General features: G+C 64.4%; 14 protein-coding genes. All 14 read right to left on the bottom strand.

Annotation, left to right across the window (positions count from 1 at the left end; translation table 11 throughout):
• Window positions 1–21 precede the first annotated feature (21 nt).
• Genes LB557_RS06775 through LB557_RS06710 form a run of 14 tightly spaced genes read right to left on the bottom strand, consistent with a single transcriptional unit; the run spans window position 22 to window position 17,044 of the window.
• Complete coding sequence (locus tag LB557_RS06775) at window positions 22–1,083, bottom strand: hypothetical protein (RefSeq protein WP_140661225.1); 1,062 nt, start codon at window positions 1,081–1,083, stop codon at window positions 22–24.
• Window positions 1,080–2,129 carry a DUF4150 domain-containing protein gene (locus LB557_RS06770; protein WP_140661226.1) on the bottom strand — a complete coding sequence of 350 codons (1,050 nt, stop codon included), beginning with the start codon at window positions 2,127–2,129 and terminating at the stop codon, window positions 1,080–1,082. Before LB557_RS06770 ends, LB557_RS06775 begins: the two co-directional genes overlap by 4 nt.
• Window positions 2,126–3,169, bottom strand: coding sequence for a 3-oxoacyl-ACP synthase (locus tag LB557_RS06765; RefSeq protein ID WP_140661227.1), 1,044 nt, complete (start codon window positions 3,167–3,169; stop codon window positions 2,126–2,128). The genes LB557_RS06770 and LB557_RS06765 overlap by 4 nt, the downstream gene beginning before the upstream one ends.
• Window positions 3,166–4,269 (bottom strand): DUF2169 domain-containing protein, encoded by a 1,104-nt coding sequence (locus tag LB557_RS06760; protein ID WP_140661228.1) that lies wholly within the window; start codon window positions 4,267–4,269, stop codon window positions 3,166–3,168. The genes LB557_RS06765 and LB557_RS06760 overlap by 4 nt, the downstream gene beginning before the upstream one ends.
• A complete protein-coding gene (tagF, locus tag LB557_RS06755) occupies window positions 4,269–4,811 on the bottom strand; it encodes a type VI secretion system-associated protein TagF (RefSeq protein ID WP_140661229.1) in 543 nt (180 codons plus the stop codon). The genes LB557_RS06760 and tagF overlap by 1 nt, the downstream gene beginning before the upstream one ends.
• Window positions 4,793–8,335, bottom strand: coding sequence for a type VI secretion system membrane subunit TssM (tssM, locus tag LB557_RS06750; protein ID WP_224644015.1), 3,543 nt, complete (start codon window positions 8,333–8,335; stop codon window positions 4,793–4,795). Before tssM ends, tagF begins: the two co-directional genes overlap by 19 nt.
• A 1-nt stretch (window position 8,336) precedes the next feature.
• The gene (gene tssL, locus LB557_RS06745) at window positions 8,337–9,665 is read right to left on the bottom strand and encodes a type VI secretion system protein TssL, long form (RefSeq protein WP_224713031.1); all 1,329 of its coding nucleotides are present in this window, start codon (window positions 9,663–9,665) and stop codon (window positions 8,337–8,339) included.
• On the bottom strand, window positions 9,665–10,999 hold the full coding sequence (gene tssK, locus LB557_RS06740; protein WP_224644219.1) for a type VI secretion system baseplate subunit TssK: 1,335 nt from the start codon (window positions 10,997–10,999) through the stop codon (window positions 9,665–9,667). Before tssK ends, tssL begins: the two co-directional genes overlap by 1 nt.
• Before the next feature lie 39 nt (window positions 11,000–11,038).
• Complete coding sequence (tssJ, locus tag LB557_RS06735) at window positions 11,039–11,491, bottom strand: type VI secretion system lipoprotein TssJ (protein WP_140715978.1); 453 nt, start codon at window positions 11,489–11,491, stop codon at window positions 11,039–11,041.
• Window positions 11,492–11,494: 3 nt separating this feature from the next.
• A complete protein-coding gene (tagH, locus tag LB557_RS06730) occupies window positions 11,495–12,952 on the bottom strand; it encodes a type VI secretion system-associated FHA domain protein TagH (protein ID WP_224644221.1) in 1,458 nt (485 codons plus the stop codon).
• Window positions 12,949–14,016: a type VI secretion system baseplate subunit TssG gene (gene tssG, locus LB557_RS06725; RefSeq protein ID WP_224644223.1), complete on the bottom strand. Its 1,068-nt coding sequence runs from the start codon at window positions 14,014–14,016 to the stop codon at window positions 12,949–12,951. The genes tagH and tssG overlap by 4 nt, the downstream gene beginning before the upstream one ends.
• The gene (tssF, locus tag LB557_RS06720; protein WP_224644224.1) at window positions 13,980–15,854 is read right to left on the bottom strand and encodes a type VI secretion system baseplate subunit TssF; all 1,875 of its coding nucleotides are present in this window, start codon (window positions 15,852–15,854) and stop codon (window positions 13,980–13,982) included. Before tssF ends, tssG begins: the two co-directional genes overlap by 37 nt.
• Window position 15,855: 1 nt before the next feature.
• A complete protein-coding gene (gene tssE, locus LB557_RS06715) occupies window positions 15,856–16,608 on the bottom strand; it encodes a type VI secretion system baseplate subunit TssE (protein ID WP_224644226.1) in 753 nt (250 codons plus the stop codon).
• A complete protein-coding gene (locus LB557_RS06710) occupies window positions 16,595–17,044 on the bottom strand; it encodes an Hcp family type VI secretion system effector (protein ID WP_181166515.1) in 450 nt (149 codons plus the stop codon). Before LB557_RS06710 ends, tssE begins: the two co-directional genes overlap by 14 nt.
• Window positions 17,045–17,083 lie beyond the last annotated feature (39 nt).

Genomic DNA, 17,083 nt, shown 5'->3' with positions numbered 1-17,083 from the left:
TAACCAAGCTGCCGCGCCCGATTATCCATCGTGACGCACTTCTTCCCATACGTCGTCCGGCAGATCCGTGATGACCCAGGCGTTTTGCCGCCGTTTGGCGACCCCCTTGTGATCGAAATACCAGAGCACGCCATCCGCGACATCAATGAGCAACGGGCTCTGCAGTTCGTCCGGCAGGCCAATCTCCTCTTCCAACTGCAAATCCTTGCCGAGGACATGGATCACCGTATCGCCAAGAAGGTGGGGCCGGCCACCGACTAGGCAGATGGAATGGTAGTTCTCGGCGAAGCCCGGCTGCGAGAAATCCTCGAAGCCATGGGGATCCCGACCTGCGACGATCAGACCACCGCCGCCCGCCGCTAGAAGGCGACCGTCCTCTAGCACGACAACATCCTCAAGATAGGTGTTGCCTGGTAGGTCCACGCCCGTCCAGCGGCGTTTATTCCGCACGTACAGGCAGCCGATTTCGCCTGCCAACTGGGTCTCGAAGCGCTCCTTCGCGGCAAGGTATTGGGGCATCGTGCCTGTCTCTGCGATCCGGTCGAGTTCGGCTTGCTCGGCGACGGTCGGCTCACGGAAGGCTGCGGCGGTGTTGCCGCAAGCCGCCCACTCCCCATTCGCGTTTCGCGCCACGGCCTCGAAGGCGTTGTCGCCCAAAGCCTCGTCATCCGAGCCGGCTATTCTTGTCCACGCGTCCCGTGTGTCGCGCACATAGACTTGCGAACCGTATCCGCAGGCAATCAGTTCGTCGCCCAATTGCCGAATTTGGCTCATCGAGCCACGGCCCTCTTCGTCGTCGCCGGCGCCCGCATCCGGAATCTGCTCACTGGCAAATTGCTGGCCGACGAAGCTGACATCGCCGTCGATGCCGAGGGCCGCGAGCAACGCCCCGTGACGCCAGCCGTCGAGTCTCGTCAGCCACACGAGCGTCGATTCGAAATGCAAATAGTTCCATTCAGGCATGCCCGGCGCTCGGTGGAGCGTAAGCCTGCTGAACTGCGGCCCGTCCTCGAGCAGGCCGGTCGAAATTGCGAAGCCGTCGGCAGACAGCGCACAGGCCGCCCAGATATTGTAGTCGCTCATGATATTGTCGTGTTCAGCATTTTGCTCGCCGCCGCCTTGTTAGGAAGCGTCCCTGACGTGCGGCCGACCTGGTTCGGCCCGATGTTTGCGGTCTGCCTGGTTACCGCGGCCTTCGCCTTCGCGATGCACGCGGCCGTTGGATTGCCGTTCTTATCCTGCTTGATGTCGCTTATCGACTTCTTCGACTCAGCGATAATGTCACCGAGCTTCGCGGTGTTCCAGGTGCCGTTGCTTTTCATGGTCTCAATATGCGCCTTCTTGGCCGCGCCTTTCAGATTGGCCGGTACCTTCTGCCCGAGCTTCTTGAGCGCTGCCCGCTCCTTCTTGTGGATCTTTTTGTGCGCCGACTTGCTGACACAGATGCAGACGCCTTCACCGATCGACGGCGCGTTCTTCACGCGCTCGCCGATGTTCCGCTTCTGCCTGCCGAAGGTCCGCGTGATAGTCGAGGCGCCGGCCGCCTCAGCGGCAATCGCCTGGTCCCGCGTGCCCGTGCGGCAGGTCTTGTCCGGAACGACATGATGCGCCTCGCCGGGAGGCTTCGCGTTCGCGCAGGCAGCGGCGATGTCATCATAGGAACCGACGAGGCAGTCCGCGTCCTGGCCGGGTTTCAGGTCGGCGGCCGCGACCTTCGGCCAGGGCGGCGCATTGCCGACCGGCGAGGCATGGTTATTCGTTGAGATGTCCGTAAACCGGCTGATCGGCTCTCCATCCATCTTGACGTTGCCGGACCAAGCTTCGGCGTACTCCTTGCCGGTGTTTTGCGAGCTGACGACGCCCTTTTTCGGCGCACACCCCGCTTCGGTCCCCGTGGTCTTGGTGTAGTAGGACTGGTTCTTCTGCGTGACGGTCTTGCCGCCGATCTTGACTGTGCTCGTCCCTTTGTCCGTGTCGGAATCCGTGCCGAAGCTTGGGTAGGGAATCGGCACGCCGGGCGGCGTAGCCGGCGTCTGCGGCGGCGTGAAGCAGACATCTGGAAAGGCCGCGATCACCTGATTGGTCTGCGCCTTGCAAGCGATCTCGAGCCCATTCGCGAACACGGTCATGCGGCGACCCGCCTCCGCGGCATTCGTCCCGCGGTCAACAGCATCGCACCGCAGGCGCCGTCGTCGCCCGAAGACTCGATCAGCACCGGATCGCCTCGGTCGTAGCCTTTCATGGCAGCGGTTATGGCCATGCCAACCGTCATCGGCACGACAGCGGCTCCGACATTGCCGAGACTTTCAGCTGGGCTCCAGAAGTCTTGGAAACCATGATGGCCTCGGACGAGCCGCAACGAGGCAATCGCTGCCTGCTTGAAGAAATAGCTCTCGCCGATAAGATCCGAAATCCGGTAACCGACATCGCGCATTTCCATCCCCGAGGCGTCCAGAGCCATGCGGTAGGCTGCGGTCATGCCGTTACCGCGGAGAGGAAGATCGGTACGGTTGTAGATATAGGCCGGCTCGCGGGCCAGGCCGAGGCCGAGGAGGCGCATGGTGCCGCTGCCTGGGCGGGTGCAGAGGATAGCACTGGCAGCTTCGCCGGGGATGAAGCCATTAGGGTTGTCTGGGGTGAGCAGGCGCCGTTCGGCCAGATAGTGGTCGATCGTTAGTCCCGCCAGGTAGCTGTCGACGCCGCAGATCATCACGTAAGGTACGCTGCGGTCGGCCAGCAGCCGACGGGCCTGGTCGAGTGCGACGTGGCCGGAGGGCCGGCCGTGGGCGACGATTCGCGTTCGATACGGCGAGGCGATGCCGGTGATCTCGGCGATGCGCGCAGCGAGGCGTGCGGCTTCCGGGGCGAGCCGGCCGGGCCGGTCTTCTTCGGCGAGGCAGAGGATGAGCGCTGCGGTGCCACGTGCCTCGGGAACGAGCTCGAAGGCCTCGATGATGGCGGCCGCAGCCATGTGGGCCAGCCGTTTCTCCCCTGTGAACTTGCGCGGCAGCGGCACCGGGGCGCCGACCAGCCAGCCGCCGCCCGGGCCGACAAAGCGGGTTTCCTGGAAGCCGTCGAGTTTGGCACGCATCGCGGCGCACGCCGAGGGGGCGTCGAGACCGACCGCGGTCACCATGCCGATCGAAATGATGTCGAGCTCGAGTGTCATGCCTCCTCGATTTCTTCTTCCGCGTCAGCACCGTTTGCACGGACATAAGTTCGCCCGGTCCCTCGTGCGCGCAGCATGGATTGCGTCGGCGGCCCGATCCAGCATTCCGAAAAATCGAGGATCGTGCGCTTGAGCCGCTGCTGCAACCGCCAAACCAGCGAGAATCGTCGATTTTCTAGATCGAACAGGATGGTGTCCGGAGACAGTTCACCGTCGAACACCTTGTCCTGCTCCTTGAACAAGGTCATCTGCAACGCCGGCGCCGGCAGGCGGAAAACCTCCTTGCCCATCGGCGTCAGATTGATCAGCTGCACGTCCTCACCGCCTCTCGGAGAGTCGATCTGTTGGTCAGGTGGCGCCATCTGGAAATAGCGTTCATCGAAATCCGGCGGCAGGAACGGAAAAATATTGTCGATCCAGTTCTGGTCATATGTGCCGCCATATTCGATGCGGCCGGGCCAGCCGCGCCCCATCGGCCCGAAACTCATCGGCCTGTAGTCCCCAAAGGGTGAGCGCACTTCCTCGCCGACCGCCTGCGTGTTGGGCAGCCGCAGGCCCGGGACTAGACGCTGGTTCTTGGTGCGCGACCAGCCGGTTCCGACCGGGTTGTATTTGTAGCTGGCGGGAAGCTTGTCCTCTGGGTCCAGTCGGTCGACGCCGCCCCAGGCTACGTCGTAGGAAATCGGCAGTTTCAGAAAGGGCTGCGGAGCCGTAGCGGTAAACAAAGGCCCGATGGCGCGCCACTCGCGGTGCCCGACGACCTCGAACAGCTTCGACCAGTTGCCGACCTTGATGCCGACCGGCACGCGCTCGGCTGGACGCCCGCCCGGCGCGTAGGCACAGCCATTGGCGATCACATCGCAGCGCGGCTTGCGGAAGGCGAAGTCTGTCTCCCACAACGTTGCCGAATAGCCGGGCACGCCGGTTTGCGTGTCGGCCATGACCAGCGGAACCTGTTCGGCCGATTTCTGCACCAACCCGCCAGGCTTCGTCGGAAAATCGAAAGTGCCCTTGACCACGACCACGATCCATTCGTGGCCGGCCTTGTCCATGCCCATGGTGAACTGATGCGGATAGCCCATCTGGTTCCATATCTGCATCAGCTCGCCTCCATATGGCTGGCGGCGATCTGCTCCAGCACCGGCTGCGGCGCCAGCTGGTCGACATCGAAAATATCCGTACGCGCCGTCCACGCTACGAGATCGTCGATGACATCGCCCTCGCCATCGACGACCGGCGCGGGTAGGCTGGCCAGCACCGCGTCGAGCTCGTCCGGCGTCATCTCGCCCCGTTGCGCGGCGAAGGCAGCTTTTTCGATATTTTCGAACCAGGCATCGGTATAAGCAAGCTTCAGCGGTGCTTCATCAAGACGTGCGACAACGCTCAGTGGAAATTGCCGGCCGACCTTGTCGGTGCTTTGCAGTACAATGCCGGCCGCGGCGCCGAAGGAACCAGGCCCGCTGAGGAAACGCAGCGCAATGTGCTGCGGCCAGGTTTCAAGTCCGAACAGCGGCACGATATGCTGCGCCAGCCAGCGGTCCCATCCACGCACGAAATCCGCCGGCAGCCGCCGGGTCACGAAATCGCCGGTGGCGGGCATCTTGCCGTAAAAGCCGGGCACGATCAGATCTGCGGCGGACATGTGAATTTCTTGAACATTTCGAGCGTGTAGGGGTTTTCGACGCTGGCCGCCTTGAGCTCGAAGTCGGCCCACATCCCCTTCGTGCCGAGCCGCAGGCTGTAGACGTCGGTGAGCTTGGTCGCGGCGAAGCGGCCGCCGCGCAGCATTCTGAGCCAGGCCCAGCTGCCGGTTTCGTTGAGCATCACTTCAGGCGAGCCGTCGACCGGCTGGAAGGCAAGCGAGATCACCCCGGTGCCGTCCTTGCCGGGCCACGTCATCGGCTGCGGCCGGGTGGCATTGTTGTAGTAGACGAGGTTCTGGCCATCGAGGTTGAGCGTAACCCGCGCCGCGCCGGGTGCGAGGTCCTTGGGTTCGAGGGTGAAATTCATCACCGGGCCGGTGCCGCCTGGAAACAGGTCGTCGCGGATATGCCTGGCCTGCTCGAAGGCTGCGAGCGCCGCCGGGTCGAGACCGAAATCGGCCCGCCATTTCCACGGCTCGCTGGCGGTGTCGACGTAGTTGATCAGATGGTCGTTGATGAAAGCATCGATCAGGCCCGTCGGCCCGAACAGGCGCTGAAAGTCGCGCACATTAACGTCGACCGCGCTGTCGGCGCTGAATGGATAGCGGTTGTTGAGCGCCGCCTGGCAGAAGGGGAGTATGTCGGCCCTCCAGATGGCATTGAGCTCGTTGGTTACAGCCTTCTGCGACAGGCCACTGGTGTCGCCGGCAATACCGCCCAGCCAGTCGTTGACGGGCGAGGGCAGGATCTGTGCTTGTCTCGCAACCGCGCCTGTCAGTTCGGCAAGGCCTCCCTGCTTCTTGATCGCATCCTGCGGGTTGGGATTGGCGGTGACCGTCTGCAGAACGTTCGACAGCGCCGTAAGCGCGACGATCGCCGCGTCGAGCGCCGGCGGCTGGCCGTCGACCTGTGCGATGGTGCCCTTGAGCGGCTTGAAATGGTCAGCCACCAGGCTGCCGGTCATGTCCACCTGGTTGGCGGAGCCGGCGCGAGGCAGGAGCTTGGCGCCTGAGGTCACCACCTTGCCGAGCTTGCCAAGCTTGCTCAGCAGCTTCGAACCGGTCTTGGCGGCAGCGCCGCTTTGGCCCTCGGCCGGCGCCTCGTCGGAGCGGGTGAGGTCAGTCTCCTGCACCACTGCCGTCAACAGGCGCTTAAGCGCGGAGTCGGCGCTTGACAGATCCTTGAGGTTCTCACTGGCAACGTTGAGATCGGTCAGCGGTGAAAGCCGCATGTCCCGCAGGAAAGAGTCCCACTGCGCGATATAGTCGTCGTAGTAGAGCTTCAGGATGTCCTGGGAGAGGGCCGAGACCGACGTCTCCGAATTCTCCGCGCAGCCGCCGGCAAACACCGCTCGGTCCAACGCGGCCTGGCCGGCGACATCCTCGACTCGGTCGAGGATCGCGTCATGGAACCCGGCATAGGTATAGGGGCCCGGAACGCCAACACGCAGTGTTTTGTCGGAACGGCGCGCAAACACCTTGGCGCCGTTCGGCCCGGCGAAATTGGCCGGCACCCATTCCTTGACGGCTGCTACTTCCGGGTCGGCCAGGAGTTGCCTGTAGGCGCGCTCGGGCAGCGAGATCGTGCACACAGTCTTCAGCGCCTCTGCGACCAGTTGCTTGTCGGGGGCGATGTAGCTGTCATCGACTGCCATGCGGCCGATAGCGGCAAGCTGGTGCTCTTCGGCGTCGGCCGTGGGGAAGGGCGGCGCCGGCGCGAATTGCGGCAGACTGTTCACCCACCAGTTCTGGACGAAATCGGTGTCCATTTGCGACAGGCCAGTCATCATCCGGTACGTCTTCAGCGCGCCAAGCATGAAATCCGGATCGCGGATTTGCCGCCACATCGTAGCCTCGAGCAGGGCAACCATATGCGGCTCGAGCACGTTGCGCAGGGCATGGTCGTAGGTATCCGTCTGTGCGCGCATCAACTCCGCCGACGCGGTCGGCCCGAGCAGGTTATGGACGCCGTCTGGCGGCGGCGTTCGTGCCGTCGCGACTGCGCCCATCGCCGCCAGCGCGCCATCCAAGGTCGGCTGCTCGACCGCAGCCGGCATGGCGGCCACCTCGGTGAGCGGCCGCTGTAGGGCTTCGAACTGGCCAGCCTGTTCGGCGATCGCATTGCGGTTGTCGAGGTAGGACCAGGTGAACAGGCCGCCGGCCAGCAGAGCCGCGAGCGCACAGGCGGCGGCAGCCCCGCGCCAGATCCAGGCGCGGCGACGCTGCGCCAGCGGATCGAACGTACCAAGGCCGGCCTCCTTGAAGATAACCTCGGTCAGAAGGTTCCTGAGGAAGAAGCTGCGCCTCTCGACCCGCGCCGCCGGCATGGCGCGGCGCGGCGGCAGGCCGAAGGAGGACGACAACGCCGCGGTCAGCCGGTCGATGGGAGCGCCTTCCTGGGTCGCCGATGTTAGATAAAGGCCGCGCAACCAGGCGGCTTCCTCATAGCGGCTTTCGCCGAATATTGCCTCGATCAATGTCTTGATCGGCTCGCCGAGGCTCGCCAGCTGGGCTGGAAAGCGGAAGATCTCGGCGCGCGAGGCGAGTTTGTCTTCGTCTTCCAGGCGTGGCACCAACCTCCGCTCCAGCTCGGTGGCGAGCCTGGATAGCTCCGCCTGGATCGTGCCGGCGTTGACTTGGGCCTCGAGCGGAAAGGTTGTTCCCCATACCTGCTCGCGCGCGCTTGTCGACAAGCCACCGAAGAAGGCTTCGAAGCCTTTGATCAGATCTGCCTTGGTCAGCATCAGGTAGACGGGCAGGCGGATCTCCAGCCGATCATTCAGCTCGGCCAGTCGGCGGCGGATCTTGCGGCCGTGCGCCTTGATCGCTTCCTCGCCCTCCGAGAGCGCGTCGATCGACAGGGCGACAATGACGCCGTTGAGCGCTCGGCGGCCGCGGTGCTTTTTCAAGAGGTCAAGGAAGCCCAGCCATTCCGCGGCATCGACCTCCGGCTGGCTCTCCTGCTGGACGTAGCGGCCCGCGGTGTCGATCAGCACCGCGTTTTCGGAGAAGAACCAGTCACAATTGCGCGTGCCGCCAACGCCTTGCAAATCATCGGTGAGGTCGATTGGAAAATTGAGACCCGATTGGCGCAACGCCGTGGTCTTGCCGGTGGCCGGAGGTCCGACGATCACATACCACGGCATCTCGCGCAGGAACTTGCGTCCGCCGAGCTTGCGCCGCTTGAGCTCGGCCATCACCTCGCCGAATTTGGCGCCGACGGCTGCAACGCTCTCCTCGCCAGGGGTGAGCTGTTTTTCGGCTACGGGAGCTGCGATCTCGGCGACAAACATGCGATTGGCGCGGATGGCGCGCCGTTGCGCGATGATCAGCCAGATCAGCCATAAGATGATCAGTCCGGCGACAATGGCGATGCGCACATTGTCGGATTCGAATGGCGCGTAAGGACCGACCCTTACGATCGGGCCGAACACCCAGATCAACAGCGAAAGCAGTGCAATGCCGATCAGGGTCCACAGAAATCGCGAGGTGATGACCGCCCACAGGAATCGCAGGATGAACATCTCAGAGCCTCTTCTCGACCAGGACCTCAACGCGCCGGTTGAGCGCGCGGCCCTCGCGCGTCGAGTTGTCGGCCACCGGATCGGTGTCGGCGCGGCCTTCGGAATGGATGCGCGCCTGTGGCACGCCAGCCTGCACCAGGAGGTCCCCTATGGTCTGGGCGCGTGCCTCCGAAAGCCGCTGGTTGCTCGCCAGGGGGTTGGACCGCTGTAGGCGCACATTATCGGTATGGCCGATGATGGTGATCTTTCCAGTCAGCTCCTGGTTGGCGAGGATCACCTTGGCGATCGAGGCGATCAGCGGCTCATAACCTTGGGACAGTGTCGGCCGCGAGGACTGGAAGAGCTCTGGGTTGGAGGACTGAATGATCAGCTTGGCCAGCGAGACGCTTTCGGTGCCGCTGAGCGCGCCCTTGAGGCTTGCCGGCGCTTCAGCCTTGAATGCGGGCAAAAGCGCGAAATCGACCGCCTGTGGCGGCTCAGGTTCGGGCGCATCCTGCTTTGGTGCGGCGCGGGTAACGTCCGCGCGAGATGCCGGCGGCAGGGTGCGCACCAGTGCGGACAATTCAACCGCCAGGCTGCTCAAGCTCATCGATAGGCCGATATAAGCGGCGGCGGCGATGGCAATTGCAGCAAGGGCCATCACCCATATCGGGACGATGAAGCGCTGTGGCTCGTCGGAAGCGATTACGCCTTTCCAGTTCGGCGATAGCGGCGCGGCGTCCGCGTCCGCATTGCGCAGGACGCGGACGGCTGCCACACGCACGCCATTGAGCGAGCGGTCCCCGGCTCGGCCGGGCACCCGATACTTGCCGCGGAAGCCGAGCGCCAGGCAGTAATACTGAAGCTCCAGCATCTCGCGGTCGCGGTTGGGATGGCGCTCCAGCTCGTCAAGGCGGGTGAAAAACTGGGTGCCGGCATCGACGTCGCCACGCAGCATGACCACCAGCGGCTGGCGCGGCCAGGCGCTGGCGCCGCCCCATGGCGTGTTGAGCGCAAGGTCGTCGAGCAATGCCGCCACGGCCCATGCCGCCTGATCGGCGCGCTCCAGCGAGGAGCCCGCTGCCATAACGGCGTCGCGCGCCTGAACCAACTCGTCGAGCAGGCGTGTGCGCATTGCTTCGGGGTTTTCCGGCGCCAGAGCGCTTTCGAGCTCGGGGGCGAATTCGAGCAGTGGCGCGAAGATGTTGATGAGCGGGTTGGGATGGAAGCGCGCCCTCTTGACCGGAGCGCCTGGCGTCAGCGGCGCGAGCGGTCGCGGCGCAACGCCCGCCAGCCTGATGCGCGTGCGCTCGCGATCCTCCGACAGACCGAAAGGATCATCCCGGCTCATCACCTGTTCACCGAATAGCAGTCGACCTGGGGCTCGCTGTCCAGGACACCCGACACCCCAATGACGAATCCGGGCGCGTCCAGCAAGGAGGCCCAATGCTCGCTCTTCTGATCGAGCTCCAGGCACAGCCGGTCGCCATCATAGGGAATCTCGCGTGGCTGCGAATGGAGCGGTTTGAGCGGGATGCCCGGCAGGCGCGACTTCCAAAGCCCTTCGAACTGGTCCGCGGCGCCGACTGTCGCCTGGTTGACGAAGATCTTGCGCAGCGCGTCTTCCGAAAGCTCCGATCCGACGCGGATGACGATCCGGCTGGCGAGCAAAAGCTTGGGGTTGTCGATGCGTACTTTCCAGACATTGGTTGCGTGCCGCATCACCGGCAGCGCGCGCGATTTCGGTTCGATGTAGCGCAGGCTGAGGATGAGCGAACGCAAGGCGTCGGCCAGTGCCATATAGGCGGGGCCGGGGGCCATGTGGTCGTAGGCCGGCAGGTCGCCGAGCCGGCGCGAGCTCGAGCCGTAGGTTGCCATCTCGCCGGCGAGTCCGGCAAGTTCGAGATAGAGTTCGGCGGGATGAAAGACATTCTGCGCCAGCATATGGGCAAGGCGCGGGCGAGCGGCATTGGCCAGGTGCAGCATCAAGAGGTCTTCGACGCTACGGCCGGCGCCGCCCATCACCATCTTGCCATGCGCTTCGCCGATCTGCTCGAGGCCGGTGACGACCTCCTGCAGCAATTGCCTGTACCAGTGGACCGCGCCGGTGATCAGCGTCGGCGGCAGGAACGTCTCGTCGAGCGAGATGCCGCCGTCGGCGCGTACACCTTTTATGTCGGCGATCGGCAAGGCGGTATAGCCGCCGACCGATTTGCCGGGCGCAAGCAGCGCCGCTTGCGGCCTTGCGATCTCGATCTCCTCGGGATCGCCGCCAATTTGGACGGCATCGCGCACCGATACGATCTTGCCGTGGTAACGCGCGCCCGTCGAGGCCGCATGCGCCGGGTCGAATCCCACGCCTCCGGGGGGCTCGAGCGGCAGTGCGACCAGCACCGGCCCGGCGCCCGTGTCGGGCGTGACCGGTAGCGGCTTCGGCGCATCCATCAGGTCGGGAATGGAAAAAGGCGTGCCGTCCGGGAAAATGCCCCGGGCGGACACGATCGAAACCTGACCGGCGTCGAGCAGCGACTGGTCGAGGGCCAGTTGCTGGAACCCGAAAGTATGGAGCTGGCCGGCCCGCAATGCGCCGCGCACCATGCCTTCGAAGAACCGATCCTGCTGCTGGAAGTGTTGGGTCCTGAGAAACAGGCCCTCCGACCACAGCACCCTGTTTGCATCGCTCATGCCGCTACTTTCTGCATGCAACTATATGCTGCCTTACCGCTAGGCGGAAATGCCGCCCTTGCCCAGGCTGACGTTGACGGTGAATTTCGACCCTGGCGACACCGACTTGGTGGTGCGCCAGTTGCGTCCGCCTGGCTCGCGGATCAGCGCCACGAAGCCGAGCGCCGTCGCATTCGGCTCGACCGTGATGGTCTTGGCCACCGTTTTGCCAGGCGCAACCGAGATCGCGTCGGAGCCGATGAGGTCGGCACCGAGGGCCGAGCCCGCGTCGCCCTGCAGCGCGAAATAGTCGGCCGAGTTGAACTTGCCGGTGCTGGCAAGCCGCATCACCAGCACCGTTACCGGCCGATCGCCGCCGCCCGGCCCTGGATTCATCCCCGCACCGCCGGTCACATTGACGGAGATAACCGATGGTTTCGGCGGGCCGCTCTGGCAAGCCGCAAGTAGCCCCGCAGCGCCGAGGGCAACGACGAATTCGCGTCTGTCGATCATGTTCTACTCCTCCTCATATGCGTCCCTGAAGTCTGCGCCGATCTCGCCCAGGAAACTCGATTCGGCACTCTGGGCGATGTCGCGATGGCGTCTCTGATAGAGCTCCCACAGCTTGGCGTTGCGCCCGCCCGAGAGCAGATTGCTGATGGCGGAATTGGATTTGAGCTCTTCTTCGATGGCGGCTGGATCAAAACGGTCGATCATGCGCCGAAGTGCCGCCTGAACGCCCCGCCAGGCGCGTACGTGATGCTGTGCAAGGTCCTTCACCGCGTCGCTGATCGCCGCCTCGCCTGAGAGAAAGCCCGGGCTGCGTTCGGAGATGATGGTGACGACGACATCCTCGACCGTGGGCAGGAATTTAAGCGGATTGACCTCGGAGACGCCGACCACAGTCTGGGCGACGCGCGCGCTTCCCTTCTCCTCGGCGCGTTTGCGCAGCAGCTGCATCAGGCCATCCAGCATCAGCCGGTATTCACGTCCGAATTTTTCCATTTCGGCGATCGCATCGCGCCCGGGAAAATCAGCCTCCTCGACGCCTATGCCGCGCAAGAACGCGGCACGAAGCGCCATATCGCTTGGCGCTGGCTGCGCAGCGGGCGCCGGCTTCGACGCTGGCGCGGCGCGGCGCGGCGCCGGCGATGCGGCTGCCTGCACCGGCATGTCCCAAGGATTGTCGGCGCGCGGCTTTTCAACCTGGTGCTGGCCGCGTCCTAGCGGATCAGCGCCGTTGGTGACAGGCGGCGTTGCGGGGGGCCCGAAACTGAAGTCGTCATCGAAGCTGGCCGGCTTCACCGGCTGCCAGGACGCATCGTTGCGCGAAGACATGTCACCCAGCCCAAACGGATCCGGCTGACCCGCAGCCGGGCCGTCACCGGCCTGCGGCGTGGCCACAGGATCGAGGCTGAACGGGTCATCGAAGGCAGGCGAACTGCGCTGGTTCGATGCGCGATCGTAAGCCGCAGGGACAGGCTGCTCGAACGGGTTTGGCAGATCCGCCGGGCGGGGCTTGCGCGGTTCTTCCTCGATCTTGACCGAGAAGAAGTCATCGCCGCCGATGCTGGCCGGCGTTCGTGCTCCCGGAGGCGACCACGCCGGTATGGGATGGCTGGCGGCCGGGGCCAGGCCGACTGCGGTCTGGCTCATTTTGGACTGAACCTCGACGTGAAACACGTAGTCGCCCATGCGCAGCCGCATGCCGTTCTTCAGCCGCATCGACCTGCCAGGTCCAAGAGGGCTGTCGGCTTCATCGACGAACAATCCGCTGCTCGATGTGTCGGTCACGAAATAGCCGTCCCGGTCGCCCTTGATCGTGCAATGCGCGCGCGAGACGAACATGTCCGGGTCGTCGATCTGCCAGCCCGCATCGGCGCTGCGCCCGATCACCAACTCGCCCTCCTCCAGCCGGCTCTGCCGGACGACTTGCGAGCGGGGGCCCTGTTCCAGGGTCAGCAGCAGGCTCATGCGGCCGCCTCCGGCATTTCCGGCCGCCAGCCGACGATAGTGTGCAATCTCAGATCGTCGGCGTCGCCCATACTTGCGGGCCGATCCAGCCAGGCCGTGCGGCCAAGCTGGACGGTCCCGACCCGGGGCGGCGGTACAGCATCGCGCGCCAGCACGATGCGCAAATCGACATCGAGCGCCTCGCCGATCATATCGCGCACCGCCTTCTTGAACAGGCCGAGACGCCGCTCGCCAGGCAAGAACGACTTGAACTCGTCGAGGCTCAACGGACCGACGCGCAATTCGATCCTGCTCTGGCGGCTGAACACCCGCGGCCCGATCGTCGCGCCGCGTCCAAGTCCGGCATAGGCCTTGCCGAGACGCGTCTGCAATGCCATTGGAATGGTGATCCAGGCGGCAACGAACTCCTTGATCCGCACCGGAACCTTGAAGGCGGTCGCAAGGAACAAAGTAAGCCGCTCCACGCCGTCGACCTGACTGGCCAGCGACCCAGCCTGTCGCAGTCGCACAGCGTCGAGTTCGGGATCCTGCGTGCCGGGCAGGCCGATGCCGGACATGGCCTCCAGCATGGCGCGAACGCGCCCGCCGACGGAACGCTCGACCTGCACCGCTGGATGCGCGTCGGCCCAGGCGCGGTAGTAGAGCGCCATCATGCGGTGCTGCAGGATGTTGACGAAATCGACGAAAGTCGTGTCGCTGGTCTGCTCGGCATCGGCTCCGGTGAACCAGCGCTGCGAAAGCCGGTCGAGCACCCAGCGCGTCAGATGCAGCGGCATCGGTCCTTCCGGTCCAAGCAGCCCCAGATTGGCGACGGTCACCCTTGCCAGGGCCTTGTCCCCGCCCTCCTGGAACTTGACGACGTCGCGCGCCGAGAAGCTCAGACGCACATGCTGGCCCAGCCTCGCCGGCTCGCGCTCGGCCGTTCCGGAATGGCCGAACAACCCGCGGCGCTGCTCCAGCCGTCGCAGCAACTCGAAAAAGTCGAAGTCCTCCGACAACATTTCGGCCGCGACCGTTGCGGGCTGCGCTAGATCAGGTAGCGATTGCCGGGCGTCATCGGCCATGGCACATCCTCCTGCTTCTGCAGCAACCGCGTACGGGTCCGCACAAAACCGTTTATCCCCGCATGGCGGGCGAACAGCCGCGAAAGCAGGGCCGAAAGCAGCAGTGAGCTTTGCCCCGCCAGCACGGACTGGTCGACATGCAGCGTTACCTCGGTGCCGCGTCCAAAACACATTGGCCCGTCAATTTGCAGCCTCTCAATCACCGGGCGCGAATCAATGCGCACGATCGAATGCACGTTGCGGGCAAGGGCCGGATCGCCCCGATCGGCATAGAGGTCGAGCAAGGCATGCAGCGGATCGACTCCCCGGCCTTGCTTGGCAAGGCTGAGGAAGTTGAGCGAGAGCTGGGCCACCAGACGCCAGGCGAGATTGTCGGCGCGCGATTCGCCTTCAGCGCCGCCCGGCAGGGATGCCGGGATCGCCGGCTGCGGCGGCCGCAGCGCTCCAAGCAAGCGAACCGCTTCGACTGGATCTGCCGTCTCCAGCGTCAGCGTCGGCGTGTCGTCCAGGATCGGCAGGTCGCGATTGGTACAAAGCGCCACGATGCCGAGACGCTTGAGCAGCCGGTTTGGCACGCTTCCTGCCGGCCGCGAGACGGCGATAAAGACGTCGTCGCCGGTGTAGGAGGTGCGGGTCAGGCCGTCGCGCCGCTCGTCCTCGGTGGCCCGGCGCGGACGCCGCTCGGTCGAATAGACCCAGCCGCTGCCGCGGTTCTGCCCCAGGCTGAACAATTCGGGAATCGTCGCCTCGCTGCTTTCGGCGTCGGCATCCTCGACTTGTGTGACCCGAAAGATCTCGAAATCCCGCGCCCGGGTGCGGTCGGCATGCAGCACCTGACGCGTTTTGCGCGGATCGATTTCGATGTCGTTGCATTCGCGTTCGAAGAGATTGATGACCGGCGTCACGAACAACTCGAAATCGGCAGCCGTCACATCGGCGAGTTCTGGCACCGCACGCCGGAACAGGAAGATGATCTCGATCGCCGCCTCGCATGTGCGCACCACCGGCTGGAGGCCAGCAACCCGTACGTAATGGAAGCGCTCCGGGATCATGAAATATTCGCGCAGCAGCCGGTAGCCCTCGAAGGTCGTACGGGTTCGTGGCATCAACGCTTCGTCGTCGCGAATGCCTATCATTTCGGGCTCGGGCAGCGCTGATAGCGGATTGGCCTTGCCCTGGGCGCGCGCGCCGAGCGCCGAGCAGGCGCCGAAGATTGCATCGAAAAGCACCGGCGCCTTGGCGCGCCCGGCGAAATAAAGGTCGAGACGGTCGAGCGACAAGTCGCTGAGCTTTCCTTTTCCTGTCCGGGCGAGCGTTACCCGGAACGCCGCCTCGGCGCGCACGCCGCCGATCGGCGCGATTGCGGCGGCGGCGAGCGCGCTGCGATCCTGGAGATAGCTGACCGAGGTGACGGCGATCGGCCACAGCGTCACCTCCTGCGCGGTGGTAAAGGTGGAGCGTGTCGAAAGCCCTGGATGCAGGGCAGAGACCAGCCGTGTGCCGCGCGCGATGGCGTGACCTGCGAGCATCGACTGCACTTGCTGGCCGGGTTTTAGGACCGCCATTGCCGTCGCCGGCGCCGGCGCGACCAGATCGGGATAAAGCACATCGAGCACTGCGCGCGAGAAGCGCGAGCGCTCCGCGTCGACCTTCAGACGGGTCCGCGCCGCCAGGAAGGCGACGCCGTCGAGCAGCCGTTCGACATAAGGGTCGGGACATGGGACCGTGTCGAGGGAAAGATTGCGGGCGACCGCCGGATGCATGTCTGCGAATTCCGCCGCCAGGGCGCGGATATGGGTCAGTTCCTCTTCGTAATACTCCACAAAGACCCGATCCATCTCAGGTCTCCCTGAATTCGGTTCGTGCCAGCCCGTTGTCGAGATTGATCGTGGTGCGCAGCCGCATACGCTCCGGTGTGGGGGCCATGATCAGCACCGCGTCGATCTCGATCTTCAGGCCGATGTTTTTGTCGCCGAGCGTGACGTTGACGATCGTGGCACTCTCCTTCAGGCGCGGCTCGAAGGTGGCCAGCACCGCGCGGATCTCTCGTGCCAGCGAATCGCGCTCGAAATCCCGCGACGAACGGCCGGAAAAAGAGGGCACCCCGAAATTGACCACGCTTCGGCGCACCTGCGGAAAGTCAGTGAGCGAGGGCAGTTCGTCCAGGGGCTGTTCGTGTTCGGCGTCGGAGAGCATCGGTACGGATTCGAAGCGCTCGGTGTTGAACAGGGCCTCGATGTCGCGGCGCACGGCCTCTCTCAACACGCGTGCCGAAACGACCACGCCGCGGCCTTCGATCTCGGCGCGATGCTGGCTCTGGAAGACCAGCCGGTGCAGGCGCCGTTTTTGCTCGGATGTGAGTTCGGCGTCGGCGTCGATAGCGCGTGCGCTGCCGGCAAGAAGACCCTCGACGCGCTCGGCGCCGAGTTCTTCATCCAAGAGACGGCGCAGCCCCTCGATCTCCGACGTCAGCCCAGGCAAGTCGTTGACGAGGCGATCCCAAAGGGAAGGCTGGACCGCCTCGCGCCTTGCCCGCGAACTGCCGCCAGGCTGCGCTCTCGCGCCAGGCCGCCTGGTCTCACTTGCCGACATAAACGTCCATTTCGATCTCGTCGTCCTTGTCGTAGACGAACTTGATCTTCTTGTAGGCGAAGCTGACTTCTTCCTCGATCAGGTCCGCCTCGTCGGGAGCCTGCCGCATGTCGTATTCCATGATCGACGCGTCGGTGAGCGTCACGACCAGATAGTCGCTGGTCTCGCCGTCAATGGTACGCCGTGCCGAAAACACCACCTCGTCGAGAGCCTTGTTCTCGAACAACGCCTTCTTCAGATATGGCGACGACTTGTCGTAGTGCTTGAAGAACTTGATCATTCCCATCGACACACGGCCGCGTCGCGAAAGCGAATTCGGATCATAAGGCGCCATCATCTTGTAATCGACGCCATGCACTTCGATCTCGTCTTCATGCCCGTCGCGCTTGCTGGGCCCCTTGATGTCGGGAACTTTCAAAAAACCATCAATCTTCATTGAAGGAGCATCGCTTCTGTCTGTGGTCGGCATTGTCTT

This window comes from Mesorhizobium sp. BR115XR7A, from assembly GCF_020165315.1.
Lineage (GTDB): Bacteria > Pseudomonadota > Alphaproteobacteria > Rhizobiales > Rhizobiaceae > Mesorhizobium > Mesorhizobium australicum.
Note: the sequence above shows the minus strand (reverse complement) of the source record. Positions and strands in the feature narration are given on the sequence as shown.